At 58.0% G+C, this 16231-nt stretch carries 17 protein-coding genes; 10 read left to right on the top strand and 7 right to left on the bottom strand.

Annotated elements, in window-relative coordinates; all coding sequences use genetic code 11:
• Nucleotides 1–27: 27 nt before the first annotated feature.
• Both ACRZ9U_RS16370 and rarD read left to right on the top strand, forming a co-directional pair.
• A complete protein-coding gene (locus ACRZ9U_RS16370) occupies nt 28–2481 on the top strand; it encodes a GcvT family protein (protein WP_170406629.1) in 2454 nt (817 codons plus the stop codon).
• 258 nt (nt 2482–2739) lie between these two features.
• Complete coding sequence (gene rarD, locus ACRZ9U_RS16365; protein ID WP_170406626.1) at nt 2740–3645, top strand: EamA family transporter RarD; 906 nt, start codon at nt 2740–2742, stop codon at nt 3643–3645.
• Here rarD and ACRZ9U_RS16360 read toward each other — a convergent pair.
• Nucleotides 3642–4193 (bottom strand): SGNH/GDSL hydrolase family protein, encoded by a 552-nt coding sequence (locus tag ACRZ9U_RS16360; RefSeq protein WP_480705826.1) that lies wholly within the window; start codon nt 4191–4193, stop codon nt 3642–3644. The two genes, rarD and ACRZ9U_RS16360, sit on opposite strands and share 4 nt — an antisense overlap.
• A 155-nt stretch (nt 4194–4348) precedes the next feature.
• A complete protein-coding gene (locus tag ACRZ9U_RS16355) occupies nt 4349–4759 on the bottom strand; it encodes a nuclear transport factor 2 family protein (protein WP_170406619.1) in 411 nt (136 codons plus the stop codon).
• 97 nt (nt 4760–4856) lie between these two features.
• Between ACRZ9U_RS16355 and ACRZ9U_RS16350 the strand changes: the two genes are divergently transcribed.
• Complete coding sequence (locus ACRZ9U_RS16350; RefSeq protein ID WP_170406617.1) at nt 4857–5504, top strand: RluA family pseudouridine synthase; 648 nt, start codon at nt 4857–4859, stop codon at nt 5502–5504.
• A gap of 2 nt (nt 5505–5506) precedes the next feature.
• On the opposite strand, the gene ACRZ9U_RS16345 is transcribed toward ACRZ9U_RS16350, so the two are convergent.
• The gene (locus ACRZ9U_RS16345; RefSeq protein WP_170398761.1) at nt 5507–5698 is read right to left on the bottom strand and encodes a hypothetical protein; all 192 of its coding nucleotides are present in this window, start codon (nt 5696–5698) and stop codon (nt 5507–5509) included.
• A 104-nt stretch (nt 5699–5802) separates the two neighbouring features.
• Between ACRZ9U_RS16345 and ACRZ9U_RS16340 the strand changes: the two genes are divergently transcribed.
• From ACRZ9U_RS16340 to ACRZ9U_RS16325, 4 genes are all read left to right on the top strand, one after another.
• Entirely contained in the window at nt 5803–6495 is a 693-nt protein-coding gene (locus ACRZ9U_RS16340; protein ID WP_170406614.1) for a helix-turn-helix transcriptional regulator, read from the top strand.
• A gap of 118 nt (nt 6496–6613) precedes the next feature.
• Nucleotides 6614–7285, top strand: coding sequence for a YiaD family glycine zipper/OmpA-like lipoprotein (locus tag ACRZ9U_RS16335; RefSeq protein WP_170398755.1), 672 nt, complete (start codon nt 6614–6616; stop codon nt 7283–7285).
• A 96-nt stretch (nt 7286–7381) separates the two neighbouring features.
• Nucleotides 7382–7924, top strand: a complete 543-nt coding sequence (locus tag ACRZ9U_RS16330; RefSeq protein ID WP_170406611.1) for an NAD(P)H-dependent oxidoreductase — start codon at nt 7382–7384, stop codon at nt 7922–7924.
• A 45-nt stretch (nt 7925–7969) separates the two neighbouring features.
• Entirely contained in the window at nt 7970–8782 is an 813-nt protein-coding gene (locus ACRZ9U_RS16325; protein ID WP_170406608.1) for an HTD2 family dehydratase, read from the top strand.
• Here the strand turns inward: ACRZ9U_RS16325 and ACRZ9U_RS16320 are convergent.
• Nucleotides 8774–9808: an NAD(P)/FAD-dependent oxidoreductase gene (locus ACRZ9U_RS16320; RefSeq protein ID WP_170406605.1), complete on the bottom strand. Its 1035-nt coding sequence runs from the start codon at nt 9806–9808 to the stop codon at nt 8774–8776. The genes ACRZ9U_RS16325 and ACRZ9U_RS16320 overlap by 9 nt on opposite strands.
• A 55-nt stretch (nt 9809–9863) precedes the next feature.
• On the opposite strand from ACRZ9U_RS16320, the gene mnmC2 reads away from it, so the two are divergent.
• Both mnmC2 and ACRZ9U_RS16310 read left to right on the top strand, forming a co-directional pair.
• A complete protein-coding gene (mnmC2, locus tag ACRZ9U_RS16315) occupies nt 9864–10529 on the top strand; it encodes a tRNA (5-methylaminomethyl-2-thiouridine)(34)-methyltransferase MnmC2 (RefSeq protein ID WP_170406602.1) in 666 nt (221 codons plus the stop codon).
• Nucleotides 10526–11395 carry a DMT family transporter gene (locus ACRZ9U_RS16310; RefSeq protein ID WP_170398740.1) on the top strand — a complete coding sequence of 290 codons (870 nt, stop codon included), beginning with the start codon at nt 10526–10528 and terminating at the stop codon, nt 11393–11395. The genes mnmC2 and ACRZ9U_RS16310 overlap by 4 nt, the downstream gene beginning before the upstream one ends.
• Here ACRZ9U_RS16310 and ACRZ9U_RS16305 read toward each other — a convergent pair.
• Entirely contained in the window at nt 11369–13342 is a 1974-nt protein-coding gene (locus tag ACRZ9U_RS16305; protein WP_170406599.1) for a lytic transglycosylase domain-containing protein, read from the bottom strand. The two genes, ACRZ9U_RS16310 and ACRZ9U_RS16305, sit on opposite strands and share 27 nt — an antisense overlap.
• Before the next feature lie 123 nt (nt 13343–13465).
• Between ACRZ9U_RS16305 and dapA the strand changes: the two genes are divergently transcribed.
• A complete protein-coding gene (gene dapA / locus ACRZ9U_RS16300; protein ID WP_170406596.1) occupies nt 13466–14338 on the top strand; it encodes a 4-hydroxy-tetrahydrodipicolinate synthase in 873 nt (290 codons plus the stop codon).
• Between the two features lie 134 nt (nt 14339–14472).
• Here dapA and ACRZ9U_RS16295 read toward each other — a convergent pair whose 3' ends face one another.
• Nucleotides 14473–15360 carry a DmsC/YnfH family molybdoenzyme membrane anchor subunit gene (locus ACRZ9U_RS16295; RefSeq protein ID WP_170406593.1) on the bottom strand — a complete coding sequence of 296 codons (888 nt, stop codon included), beginning with the start codon at nt 15358–15360 and terminating at the stop codon, nt 14473–14475.
• Nucleotides 15360–16109: a 4Fe-4S dicluster domain-containing protein gene (locus tag ACRZ9U_RS16290; RefSeq protein ID WP_170406588.1), complete on the bottom strand. Its 750-nt coding sequence runs from the start codon at nt 16107–16109 to the stop codon at nt 15360–15362. The genes ACRZ9U_RS16295 and ACRZ9U_RS16290 overlap by 1 nt, the downstream gene beginning before the upstream one ends.
• Nucleotides 16110–16231 lie beyond the last annotated feature (122 nt).

Here is a 16231-nt window from a genome sequence, read left to right as displayed (position 1 = left end):
AAAACCTGAGACAGCGGAGACATCAGGATGGTTGATCTTCCCACCAAGGCCCGTGTGGTCATCATCGGCGGCGGCGTCATCGGATGCTCGGTCGCGTATCACCTTACCAAGAAAGGGTGGACCGATGTTGTGCTGCTTGAGCGCAAGCAACTGACCAGCGGCACCACATGGCATGCTGCAGGTCTGATTGCGCAGCTGCGCGCGACCGCAAACATGACCAAGCTGGCTAAGTACAGTCAGGAACTATATGGCGCACTTGAGGAAGAAACTGGCGTTGCCACAGGGTTCAAGCGTTGCGGATCGATCACGGTGGCGCTGACTGAAGAGCGCAAGGAAGAGATCTATCGTCAGGCCGCCATGGCACGTGCTTTCGGGGTTGAGGTCGAAGAGATCGGCAATGATCGTGTGCAAGAGCTGTATCCCCATCTCAACCTCGAAGGGGTCAAGGGGGCGGTTTATTTGCCTTTGGACGGGCAGGGTGATCCAGCGAATATCGCTCTGGCTTTGGCTAAAGGTGCGCGTCAGCGCGGTGGCGTCGTCAAAGAACGTGTGAAAGTCACCGACATCGTCAAGCAGGGTCGTAAAGTCACCGGCGTGGACTGGATTGCGGACGATGGCAGTTCCTCGGGCCATATCGAATGCGACATGGTGGTGAACTGTGCGGGCATGTGGGGCCACGAGGTTGGTAAGATGGCAGGTGTGAACGTGCCGCTTCACGCCTGCGAACATTTCTATATCGTGACCGAAGGGATCGACGGGCTGACCCAACTGCCGGTGCTGCGCGTACCGGATGAATGTGCCTACTACAAAGAGGATGCCGGCAAAATCCTGCTGGGCGCGTTTGAGCCAAATGCAAAACCCTGGGCGATGAACGGCATCCCCGACAGTTTCGAATTCGACCAGTTGCCAGAGGATTTCGATCACTTTGAACCAATACTCGAAGCGGCCTGCAATCGGATGCCGATGTTGGCCGAGGCGGGGATTCACACCTTCTTTAACGGCCCCGAATCCTTTACGCCGGATGATGCCTATCACTTGGGACTCGCCCCCGAGATGGATAACGTTTGGGTCGCTGCGGGGTTCAACTCGATCGGTATTCAGTCGGCGGGTGGTGCTGGTATGGCACTGGCCGAGTGGATGGACTCGGGCGAGAAACCGTTCGATCTGGGCGATGTTGACATCAGTCGCATGCAGCCGTTTCAGGGCAACAAGCAGTACCTCTTTGAGCGTTCGAAAGAGACGCTCGGCCTGCTTTATGCCGACCACTATCCCTATCGCCAAAAGACCACCGCGCGCGGTGTGCGCCGGACACCGTTTCACCATCACCTGATCGAACAGGGTGCCGTGATGGGCGAATTGGCTGGGTGGGAGCGCGCCAATTGGTTTGCCAACGAAGGGCAGGAACGGGAGTATCAATACAGCTGGAATCGGCAGAACTGGTTCGAGAATTCGGCTGCCGAACACCGTGCCGTGCGCGAAAATGTAGGCATGTATGACATGTCGTCCTTCGGCAAAATCCGCGTCGAAGGGCCGGATGCCGAGAAATTCATGAATTATATCGGCGGCGGCGATTATTCAGTGCCCAATGGCAAGATCGTCTACACCCAATTTCTGAACCGTAGCGGTGGGATCGAAGCAGATGTCACGGTCACACGGTTGACTGAGACCGCCTACCTGGTCGTCACCCCCGCGGCGACCCGATTGGCGGATCAGACATGGATGATGCGTCATGCAGGCGGCTTCAGTGTTGTTATCACCGATGTCACCGCTGGCGAGGGCGTTTTGGCCGTCATGGGGCCGAATGCGCGTGCATTGCTTGAAAAGGTTTCGCCCGCTGATTTCTCGAACAGGACTAACCCCTTTGGCACAGCACAACAGATTGAGATCGGTATGGGTCTCGCTCGCGCCCACAGGGTGACCTATGTGGGTGAGCTAGGGTGGGAGATCTATGTGTCGTCCGACATGGCAGGTCATGTTTTTGAGGCGCTGCACGAAGCCGGACAAGATATGGGCCTGAAACTCTGCGGCATTCACATGATGGACAGTTGCCGGATCGAGAAGGGTTTTCGCCATTTCGGTCATGACATCACCTGCGAGGATCACGTGGTCGACGCGGGATTGGGATTTGCCGTCAAAGTGGACAAAGGCAGCGATTTCATCGGTCGCGAGGCGGTGATGGCCCGAAAGGAAAGCGGGCCCAAGAACCGGCTTGTCCAGTTTAGACTGACTGATCCCGAACCACTGTTGTTCCACAACGAACCAATCGTGCGCGATGGTGAATATGTAGGTTACCTTAGCTCGGGCAATTATGGTCACACGCTGGGTGGTGCCATTGGTCTGGGCTATGTGCCATGCGAGGGCGAAAAGCCTGCAGATGTGCTTGCCTCGACCTATGAGATCGATGTCTGTGGTGTGAAAGTCCAGGCAGAGGCGTCGTTGAAACCGATGTACGATGCGAAATCCGAGCGGGTCAAAGTCTAGAAAACATCGACAGGGGTAGGCTCTGCCCCACCGTCCGTAACGGGCGACGCGCGCGAGAGTATTTTTGGCCAGATCAACAAGGGATCACCTGCTCATCTGGCCAACAATATCCATGAGCGTGAGACAGCGCTTCGCATGTAGGTTGGCTGCAGAACGCGCGACCTATCAGAAACTTTGATGCCCTGCTTCACAGTTTTGATAGTTCCCAAGCCCATCTGATTTGCCGTAGAGAAACACGGTATCAGTCGGAGACTCTCTGTGGCAGACACCCGCGTACCACCAAACAATACCGATACGCCTAAAGGGCTGGCGTTGGCTGTGATGGCCTATGTGCTTTGGGGCTTCCTGCCGCTTTACATGAAAGCAATGGAACATATCGGCCCGATCGAGGTAGTCGCGCATCGGGTGATCTGGTCGGTGCCAGTGGCCGGGCTGCTGCTGATAGCGCTCGGGCGGACCGGCGATCTGAAAACTGCACTTCGCAATCCCAAAATGTTGGGTATGGCGGCAATTACAGCGGCGCTGATCTCAGTCAACTGGGCGATTTATGTCTGGGCGATTTCATCGGGGCATGCGCTGGACGCGGCTTTGGGCTATTATATCAACCCTTTGTTCAGCATTGCGTTGGGTGCGATATTGCTGCGCGAACCTCTGAACCGAACACAGTTGGTTGCGGTCGGGTTGGCCGCTTTGGGGGTGTTGGTACTGGTGTTTCAGGCGGGAAGCTTACCCTGGGCGGCTTTGGGCTTAATGTTCAGCTGGGGGTTTTATGCGTTCTTCAAGCGCTCACTCCCAATTGGGCCCAACCAAGGGTTTTTGTTGGAAGTCCTGATTCTACTGATACCCGCCCTGGCCTACGTCACCTGGCTTGGAACAAGTGGTGCCGGGCATTTTGGAGCAGCCGTGTCAGACACTGCGCTGCTTGCAGGCGCGGGGCTGGTGACTGCAATTCCGTTGCTGCTTTATGCCAATGGGGCCAAACTGGTGCGTCTGTCGACGATGGGTATCCTGCAGTACATCGCGCCCACGATGATTTTTATCACCGCGATCACGTTGTTCGGAGAGCGTATTGATCAGGCAAGATTGATCGCGTTCCCCCTGATCTGGGCCGGGTTGATTGTATATTCGATCCCGATGATCCGGCAAATACGGTCTCAGGCCTAGCGAATGAGCTGGGCAAGCTGTTCCGCCCAGATTGCATAGGCCTTGGGGCTTGGATGATATCCGTCCGGCGCGGCGAGCGCCGGGTCATCGGGCAGGTTCAGCGCCAGATGTGAAACTTGCGGATATGCTGCAGCCACCGTCTGCAAGCCGTGATCCAGCCTTGCAGCCTGTTGCCCCAAAAACCAGGCGAGCGGCTGAGGCAGAGCGGGAAAACGCGCCATCTGAGGAACCGCAGACACGATCACCCGCCTGGCTTTCATCGGCCCGGTCAGAAGGTCCAATAGGCGTGCTTGGTGGTCCTCAAAGCTCTGTCTACTTCTCGCTCGAGTCACGTCGTTCACACCCAGCGCCGTTATGGCTACATCAAACTGTTCGGAAAGCCCTTGCAGCTGCTCAATTGTGTTTTGAGTGGTATGCCCGGTGGCCGCCTCAAGCCGCCATTCCACGGTATAACGCTTTGCCAATTGGCCGACCAGTTGCCCGGATAGCGCCTGGCCTTGTGTGCCCGCCCCAACGCCAGCGGCCGAGCTGTCCCCGGTGATCAACAAGCGCAGTCTGGGCCCGCGCCCTGCACACCCTTGGCGGGGACCAGTCGGTTCTGGCAGAAATTGCGCATTGCGCCTTACCGCGAACCCCTGAATTGCCAGAATAGGCAAAAGCGGAATTCTGAGAATCTGATCGGCGGCAACAGGCAAAGGAACCGTTAGCTCAGCGCATCTTTGAACTTTAGAAAGCGCGCATCTTTCATGACTCGTGCCATCATGGCTTCGCGCAAGGCTCCGACGGTCTTGTAAGGACGCATGACGACCTCAAATTCCTGAATAAGTCCGTCTGCGTTCAGCGTGATCAAGTCTACACCCACGGCGTCCAAGGCACCGACTTTGCATTGAAACTCCAATGCCCAATCGTTGCCGTCGCCCATGATCCGGCGATAGCGAAATTCGGAAAACACCTGACCCACATGACCCAGAACCGCTGCAACAGGTTCACGCCCGGTCCAGGTGCTGTAGTAAGTGGGTGGTGAAAACCGCACATGTTCGGCCAGCAACTCTTGGATCAGGCCTTCATCGCCTTTGGCCACCACTTCCTGCATTCGTTTGATCGTCGGGTGCATACCGTCTTCCCTCTTGTTGACCAAAGAGTTGCTGAACCTTTTCACTCACGCAAGGACGACGTTGCGGGAGGGGGCCGCCTGAGATAGGCAAGCGCGCATGAGCGAAACCTATGATCCCCCAAACTCCCCTCTGGATGTGCTGTTTGAAGACACGCAATTGATCGTGGTGAACAAGCCGGCGGGTTTGTTGTCCGTGCCGGGGCGGGGCGCGCATCTTGCTGATTGCCTGCTGACCCGCGTACAAGTTGCGTTTCCACAAGCGCTGCTGGTGCATCGGTTGGATCGGGATACATCCGGTGTAATGGTGTTTGCACAGACGCCGCATGCCCAGCGGCATCTGGGGCTACAGTTCGAAAATCGCCAGACCCGCAAAACTTATGTCGCGCGCGTATGGGGGCGGGTAGAACCAAAAACGGGAACGGTTGACCTGCCGCTGATCGTCGATTGGCCCAATCGCCCCCGTCAGATGGTCTGTCACGACACCGGCAAGCCTGCTGTTACGGATTGGCGCGTGGTTAAATTCGAGGGCGAGACAACGCGTGTTCGCCTGTCTCCCAAGACCGGACGATCACACCAGTTGCGGGTTCATATGCAGGCGCTGGGGCATCCTATCTTGGGTGATCCGTTTTATGCCGATGGCGCGGCGCGCGACTTCCCGCGGTTGATGCTTCATTCGGAAGAACTGCGCCTCAAAAATCCCGAAGGCGGGGTGTCGATGAAATTTCGCGCGCCAGCCGAGTTCTGATTCTAGGCGTTACTGGTCCAAAGCATCTTCAGGTTTCCCAGCGAAAACCGCCTGGTGCGTTTGACCGGGCGTATAACTTGGCGTTCCCGTGCGGCAGCAATTTCACGTTCGATTTCGAATCCGCGCAAAACGTGATCTTGGGACCAGCGATCCAGTTTCAAGGTCATCATGACGTGATTGTCGAGGTAGGGCATGGTCACTCTCCTGAATTGCAATTGCCCAATCTTCGCCCAACACTCCTGACACCACCTTGTCAGGGAGGTGTGCTAAGTTGTCAGCAGATTGATAGGAGACCCGGATGCGCCGTTCGACACGTTTGTTCGAAATCATTCAGATCTTGCGTGCTGCTGAAGCGCCCGTGACGGCCGATGCGTTGGCCGCCAAGCTCGAGGTTTCGGTCCGCACCGTCTACCGCGATATTGCCGCGTTGCAGGCACAGCGTACGCCAATCGAAGGCGAGGCGGGTGTTGGCTACTTGATGCGGCGCGGGTATGATCTGCCGCCGCTCAATTTCGACGCCGAAGAGGTTGAGGCCCTGTGGGTGGGCCTGTCGATGCTGGCCCGCACGGGTGACAGCACCTTGCAACAGGCCGCTGACCGAGTTTGTCGGAAGATCGAGGCCCTGCGCGCGCCAGCCGACTGGCTACAGGTTGCGCCCTGGGGCGCACCGATGGATGATCCGGAAAAGGGCTGTGTGCCCGTCGTGAACTATCGCGAAGCGATCCGGGCCGAACGTAAAATTCGCATCACCTACGTGAATTCGGAAGATGAGCGTACCGAGCGCACGATACGGCCCGTCGCCCTGATCTATCATATTGAATGCACCATGCTGGCCGCGTGGTGCGAGCTGAGAAACGGGTTTCGCCACTTCCGCACGGATCGGATCTGGGCCTGCGAACTGACCGAGGATCATTTCTGCGGGCAAGGGGAACCTCTGCGCGCGATCTGGCAGGAGCAGAACAGCTGGGATAGCTCCAAAGGGGTCGCCTGAATGGCAGGTATTCGCCGATTTCACTCAATTGTTGCTTGAGGCTCTTTGTTCTCACTGTGTTATACTAAGCGGAACGAAACAAACCCGGTGAACGGGTACGTGAGCAGAAGGTGATTCAATGACGATTTCCAAATGTGTACTGACGGTTGGACTGTGTTCAGCCCTGTTTTTGGGGGCGTGTACCGACCCGGGCACCCTCAGCGTGCAGAACGATCCCAACCAGAATGCCAAGCAAGGCGCGTTGCTGGGTGGTCTGATCGGCGCTGGTGTGGGCGCAATTGCCAATGACTCTGACCCACTGTTGGGGGCGTTGGCCGGTGGTGCCATCGGTGCCGCAGGCGGTGGCGTGATCGGCAACCAACTTGACCGGCAGGCTGCAGAGCTGCGGCAGCAGTTGGCAAATGACGGCATCACGATCGTCAACGCGGGTGATCGCCTGATCGTCACGGTTCCGAATGACATCACCTTTGACACCGACAGTTCCACCGTGCGCCCGGCCTTGCGTGCCGATTTGGTGAAGGTGGGGCAGAATTTGGTTAACTACCCGAATTCGAATGTCCAGATTATCGGTCATACTGACAGTGACGGAGAGGCGTCCTACAACCTCGGACTGTCTGAACGCCGCGCCAATGCGGTGGCTGATATTCTGCAGGCCAATGGTGTCAGCTACGCCCGTATCACTACTGTCGGGCAAGGTGAAAACAACCCGATCGCATCGAACCTGACACCCGAGGGGAAAGCCCAGAACCGGCGGGTCGAGATTGTGGTGGTTCCCAGCGACAACACCTGATCACGCGTCTCGCGCACAATGACTGCGCGTCATCGGGCCTTTGGTTCGATGGTGTCTCGGGATAACTAAGGGGAAACACCAAAGCGGAGTTTCCCCATGTCCCAACCGATCCTTCTTGGCCTTTCCGGCTCGCTACGGCAGGATGCGACCAACCGTAAATTGCTGCGCGAAGCTGCACGCCTGTTCGAACCCGGCACGTTCATTGAGGCTGATCTCAATCTGCCGCTTTATGACGGCGATCTCGAAGTTGGCGAAGGCATACCTGAAACCGTGCAGGTTTTGGCCGATCAGATTGCCCAGGCCCACGCGGTGATCATATCAACGCCGGAATACAACAAAGGGCCTTCGGGTGTTCTAAAAAACGCGCTGGACTGGGTCAGCCGGACGAAGGGCAAGCCTTGGATGGATAAACCGCTCGCCGTCATGTCCGCCGCTGCGGGCCGGGCCGGGGGTGAACGGGCGCAAATGATCTTGCGGTCCTTCATGGTTCCCTTTCAGCCACGCATTCTGCAAGGTCCCGAGCTTCACTTGGCGGACAGCTCGAATGAATTTGATGCAGACGGGCGGCTGTCTAACGACCGCTACGAGCATACGCTGCATAACCTGATGCGGAAGCTGCGGGCAGAGGCCGGGTTTTAATCCCCTTTGCTTGCCGGTCTGTACCGCAACTTCTAGGTTATGCGGATGAAGGATCAAGACCAGATAGAAACTCAGGCCGATGTCGTAGGTCCTGCCCGAGCGGCTGCACTGCAGGTAGCATTGGGGCAGGAACCGACGATTGAGGCAGGCTCAGTACTCCCTCCCTTCTTTCATCAGCTCTATTTCTGGTCGCCGCATGTGCCGAGCGATCTTGGGCGTGATGGACATCCGCGGGTAGGCCAAGGTCTGATCCCCGATATGGGACTACCAAGGCGCATGTGGGCAGGTGGGCGACTGCAGTTTCATCAGCCCTTTGTGGCAGGGGTCGCAGCCGAGCGTCGGACGGTCAGAGAAAGCGCCGTGGCAAAGACAGGACGTAGCGGACCGTTGGCATTTGTCACACTGCGTCACGAGATTTGGCAAAAGGGCGCGCTGAGCGTGACCGAATGGCAGGATCTGGTTTATCGTGAAGATCCCTCATCAGACGCACCGGCTCCAAAAGTTCCGATGGCTCGAACGGATGAGTTGGATCACCGCATTGTTGAATTTGATACAACCCTGTTGTTCCGCTATTCGGCGCTGACGTTCAACGGTCACCGGATCCATTACGATCTTGACTATGCACGCGACGTGGAAGGCTATGCCGGGCTGGTTGTCCATGGGCCTCTGCTGGCCCAATTCCTCATGTTGTTCGCAACCGATCTGATGGGGCCTCTGGCGGAGTTTACGTTTCGCGCATCGTCGCCGCTGATGCATTTCGAAACGGCGACCCTGTGTCGGGATGGTCAGGAGTTTTGGGTGCGTGGACCCGGAGGCCGACAATGCATGTCAGCCAAGGCAATACCGCAATCAGAGTGAAGCTTCGGGCAGAAAATCCTGCGGGATTCTATCGCGTCCTTCCAGCATCAAGTCGGCCATGACCTCGGCCACCTTCGGTGCCATACCAAAACCGATCTTGAATCCCCCATTGGCGATAAACTGCCCTTTGTGCAGGGGATGCGCGCCCAGCATCGGCGCGCGGCTTTTGCTGCGGGGGCGAACACCGGCCCAGCGTTCGATCACTTCCGCCCCGTGCAGGACCGGCACGGCACGCATGGCGCGGTCCAGTACATCGTCCAGAGCGGCATCTGTGCTGGTCGGATCGTCGTATTCGCGTTCTGATGTCGAGCCAATGGCCAACGTACCATCGGCATGAGGCACGATGTGAACAGCATCGGCAAACAACTGTGGTACGTCGCCCGCATCAAATCGCAGCAACGCCGCCTGTCCTTTCACGCCGTTACCGATTGTCTTGCCAAACGCCTTGCTGAGCTCTTGCAGACCCGCAAGTCCAGTGGCGTGTACGACTTGTCCCTTGTCGGGCGCTTCGGCGGTAACTTCTACTCCCATTACGGCAAGCGCAGCCACCAGCGCTGCGCAGGCACGCCTTGGGTGCATGCGCGCGCTTAGCGTATCGTGGACGACATATCCCGTCGGGCTGGGTGGGCACCAGGCACCAATCTGATCTATAAACCGGACGCGCCAATTAGCCTGACCCTGCCAGAGTGTTGCAGCTGTTTGTTCACGCGCTTGGGCCAGCTCCAAACCGCGTGCGTCTGGTATGGGTTGCAGACGCCCAAGACGTGCGTAGCCGGGCGACACACCACCGGTGGCCTCGACCTGTTTCCAGAACGGTTCAGCCATGATTAAACTTTCAAACTGGAACGCCTTTTTGGTGTTCCAGTTTTCGGGCACATGTGGGGCCAGCGCGCCAACAAGCCCTCCACTGGACCCCGCGCCCGGACCAAATGGGTCGACGATCTGAACCTTCGCGCCGCGCCGTGCGCAGGTCCAGGCGATGGAGAGGCCAAATATTCCTGCGCCCCGCACCGTCACATCGACCATTGCCAATCCCCTTTTCGTTGTTCAGTGTCGCGCCGCTTAGCTACAGGATTCCCCGATGGCAGACCAGCGTGCCGAACTTACTTGGACGGAAGACCAGATCCCGGTCTCGAATCGGTTCGATGACCCCTATTACTCGTTGCAGAACGGGTTAGAGGAAACGCGTCATGTGTTTCTGGCAGGCAACGATCTGCCAACGCGCTTTGTACCGGGGTTTCACATCGCTGAACTAGGCTTTGGCACCGGCCTGAATCTGTTGACCGCGTGGTCGGCGTGGGAAGCAGCAGGGCAGACTACACCTTTACGGTTCACCAGCTTCGAGGCCTTTCCGATGGCGCCTGACGATATGGCGCGTGCTTTAGCCGCCTTCCCCGAGATGACACCGTGGGCCGATCGCTTTCTGAAAACATGGAATGGGCAGAAATGCGTGCTGGACACGTTGCATCTTGAGGTCAACGTCGGAGACGCGCGCCAGACCTTGCCCACATGGGCAGGTGAGGCAGATGCGTGGTTTCTGGATGGCTTCTCACCCGCAAAAAACCCCGAGCTGTGGGAGGCTGACCTGATGCAGCAGGTGGCGGAGCACACGATTCAAGGCGGTACAGCGGCAACCTATACTGCCGCGGGTTTCGTGCGTCGGGGCCTATCCGACGCAGGTTTTGATGTTACCCGCAGCCCCGGCTTTGGCCGTAAACGGCACATGACCCGGGCGGTGAAGCAATGAGCCAGAAGAACAACGTCAACGCCGGTATAGCGCTTATGGTCAGCGCGACGATCGTGTTTGCTTTGCAGGATGGGATTTCGCGCCATCTGGCCGGTACCTACAATACGTATATGGTGGTGATGATCCGGTACTGGTTCTTTGCCGCATTCGTGATTGCTCTGGCTGCGAGATCCAGCGGAGGTTTGCGGGCGGCGGCGCAAACCAGCCAGTTGGGACTCCAGATATTCCGGGGTGTGTTACTGGCCGCAGAAATTTGTGTCGCCGTTTTCAGCTTTACCATTCTGGGCTTGATTGAAAGCCAGGCCGTTTTCATCAGCTATCCGCTGTTGATCGCTGCTCTCAGCGGCCCGGTTCTGGGTGAGAAAGTCGGCTGGCGTCGCTGGGCCGCCATCGGGGTCGGCTGCATCGGGGTGTTGATCATCCTGCAGCCCGGTGCCGGTGTGTTCAACCCTTGGGCTGTGATCCCGCTGATCTCGGCGTTTATGTTCGCGATTTATGGCCTGCTGACACGGTATGCGGCTCGGCGGGACAGTACCGCGACCAGTTTTTTCTGGACTGGGGTGGCTGGTGCAGTCGCAATGACTGCTGTCGGTGTCTGGTTTTGGGAACCCATGGCCAGCAGCGATTGGTTTTGGATGGGGTTGCTTTGCATCGCAGGCGCTCTGGGACACTGGCTATTGATTAAGTGCTACGAAATGGCCGAGGCCAGCGCCGTGCAACCCTTTGCCTATTTCCATCTGATGTGGAGCGCAATTCTCGGCATCACGATCTTCCACGAGACCCTGCGCCCCGAGGTTGTTCTGGGCGCAGCTTTGGTGATCGCTGCGGGCCTGTTCACCTTATGGCGCGAACGACGAAAGGGTTGAACCGGTTAGTTCCTTTGAGAATGGCACTGGTAAAGCTGGCTGCCCAAGCCGAGCGCGATAGACCGGCAGGCTTTCGGCGACACGCATGACATAGTTGCGCGTCTCCTTGAAAGGAATGGTCTCAATCCAGTCGATCACGTCCACCTGGCCCCGGCGCGGGTCGCCATAGCGTTCCATCCACGAAATCGGCCGTCTTGGCCCCGCGTTATATCCAGCGGCCATCATCACGACATTGCCGTTGAAATCCTCTGCAAGCGTTGCAAGATAATTCGCCCCCAGCTTTGCGTTATATTGCCAGTCCGAGGTTAGGCGCGCGGTTTTATGGCCACCCAGAATACCCAAATCCTGAGCCACAAGTTTGGCGGTAGCGGGCATGACCTGCATCAAACCGCGCGCGCCTGCGCCACTGATGACCACCGGATCGAACTCACTTTCGCGTCGGGCAATTGCCAGCGTCATTTCCTTCGCCATGGGAAGTCCCATATCTGCGACCGGGTGCACTGGGTAATAAGCGGCAGGCAAAACAACACCGGTTGTTGCCGCGCGCTTGGCGATCATGACGGCCAGATGCGGTTCGTTCAGTTCGATCACCAGGTCACCCAGCTGAGCGGCCTGGGTTTGATCGAGACCTTCCACCAAATGGGTAAGAAACCGTTCTGAAAGGTTTCCCTCTCCTGCGCGCTGCAACAGCAATCCAGCCTCCAACACGCTTGAGTCAGCGAATGCGGCTTGTTTCCAATGCGGCGCGCGGCGTGGGTTGGCCAATTCGCTGTCAAACGGACGGCCGATTTGTTCCGCCGCCAGCAACCCGTAGAACGAGGTCTGATAGTTCGCGCCTTCGGCATAAGCCTCGTGCGCCTTGTCAGCATCCCCCTGCGCCGCATAGGCGCGGCCCAGCCAATATCCACCGCGACCCTTCGAAATCGGCGATTGCACCGCCTCCGAGAAATTCTGGAAATGCCGCACCGCCGTGGCCGGATCATTCAGCTTGCGCAGCGCCAGAAATCCCGAGAGCCACTCCAAATCAGCATAGCCATAGCCCATTTCGGGGGTCATGTGGTGATTGGCGGCAATCGCATAGGCGCGTTCGGCATCTCCCGTTCGCATCTCAAGACGTGCCAGTCTGCGTCGCCCTTCCGCCCATTTGTCGGGTTCACCCAGCGATTTTGGTCCGGTCGAGCGTGCCAACATCAGATCAATGGCGCTGTCGTCCAGTTCTTTGCGATCCCGCCACACGAAACGATCAAATGCCAGGCCAGGGTCTTTGGCCAGTGATTCCGGCACTGCGGCGATTTTGCCGTCCACTCCGTTTTCGCGCTTTTGCAGGGCAATGCGCGCCTCGGCCAGTTTGCGCTGCTCAGAGTTGGCCAGGGGCAGCATCCGCCCGGCGCTGACCAGATGCCCATCCCACAACATCCGATCCAACCTGGCCTCGTGATGTGGTCTCAGAAGCTTCCCGAAGTTCTCAAGATAATCCTTTTGTAGGCCCGACCCCATCGGCATGGTTCGCCACGCGGTTACGACGTCGGCTTCTGCTTCACCATTGCGGCCTTGGCTTTTCAAGGCCACGGCATAATTCAAAGCACCTTCTGCTGTTTGCGGTGGCATCCCTTCGTAGAATTTCAGAACTCGATTCGGATCGGCCCCGGTGAATGATGGCTCGCTCTTACGGCGCAGCCAGGCCAAACCGGGCCAATCCGGGCGCCGCTCAAGAAACACCAGCACATCGCCCGAGCTGCCAAAACCTTCGCGTAGCCAATGCCAGACAATAATGTCCCGCGCCACCGATCCACGCTGGCCTGCAACGCGCAGCGCGGCATTCCAATCGCCCTTGCGCATCTCATAGAGCCCCGCGCGCAAATCCTGCGTCGCATCCGCACGAGTGGCATGCGGCTGTAGCATTAGCGCCAGAATCATCGCTATTCCAAGCGACAGAATACGTCTCATCCCTTGCATTCCCCAACAAACCAAGGATACAGCCATGCAGGATAAACCTTGCGCCGCCGGGATCAACTCACAAACCCTTAATCGTGACAGACCGGTGCGCAAAAAACACCTAAGGAGCGTTCCATGTTTAAAGGCTCAATGCCAGCCCTGGTCACCCCGTTCAGCAACGGCGCGTTGGACCTGGAAACGCTCAAACACCTGGTGGAATGGCAAATACAGCAAGGTTCGACCGGTCTGGTTCCGGTTGGTACGACCGGCGAAAGCCCGACCCTCAGCCATGAAGAACATGAAACGGTTATCGCCGAAGTGGTGAAGGCTGCAGCAGGTCGCGTGCCTGTCATCGCAGGCGCGGGCTCCAACAATACTGTCGAGGCAATTCGGTTTGTTCAGTTTGCGCAAAAAATCGGTGCGGATGCGGCGCTGGTCGTAACCCCCTATTACAACAAGCCGACCCAGAAGGGGCTGCTGGCGCATTTCCAAACTCTGCATGACAGTGCCGATATCCCGATCATCATCTACAACATCCCGGGTCGTTCGGTCATCGACATGACTCCTGCAACGATGGGTGAGCTGGCGAAACTGCCGCGCATCATCGGGGTCAAGGACGCGACCGGAGATCTGGCGCGCGTCAGCCAGCAGCGTGCAAGCTGTGGTGCGGATTTCTGCCAGCTATCCGGTGAAGACGCCACAGCACTGGGCTTCAACGCTCATGGCGGAGTGGGCTGCATCTCGGTCACCGCAAACGTGGCTCCGAAGCTCTGTGCTGAATTCCAGCAGGCAACGCTGAATGGCGACTACGAAATGGCGCTGGAGTATCAGGACCGCCTGATGCCCCTGCACGAAGCGATCTTCATCGAGCCCGGTCTGGTTGGTGCAAAATACGCGCTCAGCAAACTTGGCCTGTGTAGCACCGAAGTGCGCTCGCCTCTGACCGAGCTGGAAGACAGCACCAAAGCCGCTATAGAAGCAGCAATGGCGCATGCTGGATTAATCTGAAATCAATACACGGACTCGTAAGGGCGGCCTCGAAGATCGAGCGCCGCCCTTTCTTTAATTCGGGATCCAAATTTCATCTGGCTAGAAATACCTCGGGGGAGGCGCGGCTTGCCGCGACGGGGGCAGAGCCCCCATCAACGCTTGCCGTAGTACAACCCAACCACATGCTCTGCTTGCGCGAAGAACAACCAGCGTGAAACAGCGACGCCGGTGAGATGCGACAGCACCGCCACCAGCGCGAAGACATGCTTGATCAGAACACCTGAGACGGGGAGCAGGATCAGCAGTAAAGGCAGCACAAAAGCCAGACCAAAGGATATCATCCGTAGTTTCTGCGCATGCTTCCGACCGACAACATGCACAAACTCACGCAGCAGATAGTTTGTACCTGTATGAGGTGGTTCAAATGCGCGGACAGCGCCTCGCTCACCAAGCCCTGTCGCGGTTGCGAGCGTGGTTCCCGATCGGGACAACGCATCGTCGCCCTTGGCCCAATAGGCAAGCTGTACAGCGCCGGCAATAGCCAGCAACCAAGGGGCAAGCGCTTCCGCTCCGGCCAACAAAGCACCGCCTGCAATGCTGAACGACAAGAACATGGCCGGTGTCAGGTTCATGTTCCAGCGAGGGATGGTCTTGAGCTGCGTGTAGATCATCGATGTGGTGAAGACCGTGGCCAGCGAGAATGCCGCCCCGATCCAGCCCAGCACACCCCAGCGTTGGCCTAGAAAGACCGCACCAATAGCATAAAGCCCCATGACGAGCAGCGCGATGACCGCGCACCAGCCCTCGCGGCTGAGCCAGCTTGAGCGCCACTGGGTGAAGGCTTTCCAGGCGCGCTCGGGGTGGCCGAGGTGGAAGGTCGACGCGAGCAAACCTCCGACGGACAAGCCATAGGCAATTGCGAAAAACACAAACGCGACCCAGCCCGAGACGTCAGGTATGCCGAGCCCCAGGAAGAACAAGAGTCCAAATCCGAGGCCGGACAGGGTGGTAAAGATGATAACGGAAGGTGCCGGGTGCATCAGAGCTTCTCCAGGGTCTTGTCGAGCCAGCCGAGGAAACCCTTGGGCTCTTCGGCGACCGGGGCCAGCAGAGGGGCTAGGATGTCAATCTGCTCCTCAATTTTGTCCTTGGGTCGGGGCGGCAGGTACTTGTTGACGGGCTTGGTGCCCTGTTCAGGCATCAGATCCATGCCGCCACGCTCGGCGACCAACCTGCTGACATCGCTGTCAGGGTCGCCGAGATCGCCAAAGTGTCGGGCACCTGCCGGGCAGGTGCGCACACAAGAGGGCACACGATCCACCTCGGGTAGGTTCTCGTTGTAAATCCGATCGACGCAAAGCGTGCATTTCTTCATAACGCCTTCGGCCTGATCCAGTTCGCGTGCGCCATAGGGGCAGGACCACGCGCACAGGCCGCAGCCGATGCAGTCATTTTCGTTGACCAGAACGATTCCGTCCTCGACCCGCTTGTAGCTGGCACCGGTGGGGCAGACGGTCACGCAGGGTGCGTCTTCACAATGCAGGCAGGATTTTGGGAAGTGGATCAATTGGGCATGCCCTTCGGCGGGTTGCACCTCGTAAGAGTGCACCCGGTTCAGGAAGGTGCCTGAAGGGTCAGCACCATAAGCATCCTGATCCGACAGTGGCGCGCCGTAGTTTTCGGTGTTCCAGCCTTTGCATGAAATGACGCAGGCATGGCAGCCAACGCAGGTGTCCAGATCAATGACCAGACCCATCTTGCGTTCGGTTGATTGGGGGAGCTGGGTCATGACTGCCTTGCCTCTGCGATTGTGGTCAGGGCGGGCTGGGGCTCTGCCCCAGACCCCGAGATATTTATAGCCAGATGAAGAACGGATCGGGTCATTTGCCCACCTTCCACCCCAAATCCTTT

The sequence above is a fragment of the Ruegeria sp. D7 genome, from assembly GCF_056534355.1.
Note: the sequence above shows the minus strand (reverse complement) of the source record. Positions and strands in the feature narration are given on the sequence as shown.

Bases quoted from the DNA above. Each gene is read 5' to 3' on its own strand.
- ACRZ9U_RS16370 (WP_170406629.1), top strand. From the start codon at position 28: ATGGTTGATCTTCCCACCAAGGCCCGTGTGGTCATCATCGGCGGCGGC.
- ACRZ9U_RS16355 (WP_170406619.1), bottom strand. From the start codon at position 4,759: ATGCACCCGACGATCAAACGAATGCAGGAAGTGGTGGCCAAAGGCGAT.
- ACRZ9U_RS16350 (WP_170406617.1), top strand. From the start codon at position 4,857: ATGAGCGAAACCTATGATCCCCCAAACTCCCCTCTGGATGTGCTGTTT.
- ACRZ9U_RS16345 (WP_170398761.1), bottom strand. From the start codon at position 5,698: ATGCCCTACCTCGACAATCACGTCATGATGACCTTGAAACTGGATCGC.
- ACRZ9U_RS16340 (WP_170406614.1), top strand. From the start codon at position 5,803: ATGCGCCGTTCGACACGTTTGTTCGAAATCATTCAGATCTTGCGTGCT.
- ACRZ9U_RS16335 (WP_170398755.1), top strand. From the start codon at position 6,614: ATGACGATTTCCAAATGTGTACTGACGGTTGGACTGTGTTCAGCCCTG.
- ACRZ9U_RS16330 (WP_170406611.1), top strand. From the start codon at position 7,382: ATGTCCCAACCGATCCTTCTTGGCCTTTCCGGCTCGCTACGGCAGGAT.
- ACRZ9U_RS16325 (WP_170406608.1), top strand. From the start codon at position 7,970: ATGAAGGATCAAGACCAGATAGAAACTCAGGCCGATGTCGTAGGTCCT.
- ACRZ9U_RS16320 (WP_170406605.1), bottom strand. From the start codon at position 9,808: ATGGTCGATGTGACGGTGCGGGGCGCAGGAATATTTGGCCTCTCCATC.
- mnmC2 (WP_170406602.1), top strand. From the start codon at position 9,864: ATGGCAGACCAGCGTGCCGAACTTACTTGGACGGAAGACCAGATCCCG.
- ACRZ9U_RS16310 (WP_170398740.1), top strand. From the start codon at position 10,526: ATGAGCCAGAAGAACAACGTCAACGCCGGTATAGCGCTTATGGTCAGC.
- ACRZ9U_RS16305 (WP_170406599.1), bottom strand. From the start codon at position 13,342: ATGAGACGTATTCTGTCGCTTGGAATAGCGATGATTCTGGCGCTAATG.
- dapA (WP_170406596.1), top strand. From the start codon at position 13,466: ATGTTTAAAGGCTCAATGCCAGCCCTGGTCACCCCGTTCAGCAACGGC.
- ACRZ9U_RS16295 (WP_170406593.1), bottom strand. From the start codon at position 15,360: ATGCACCCGGCACCTTCCGTTATCATCTTTACCACCCTGTCCGGCCTC.
- ACRZ9U_RS16290 (WP_170406588.1), bottom strand. From the start codon at position 16,109: ATGACCCAGCTCCCCCAATCAACCGAACGCAAGATGGGTCTGGTCATT.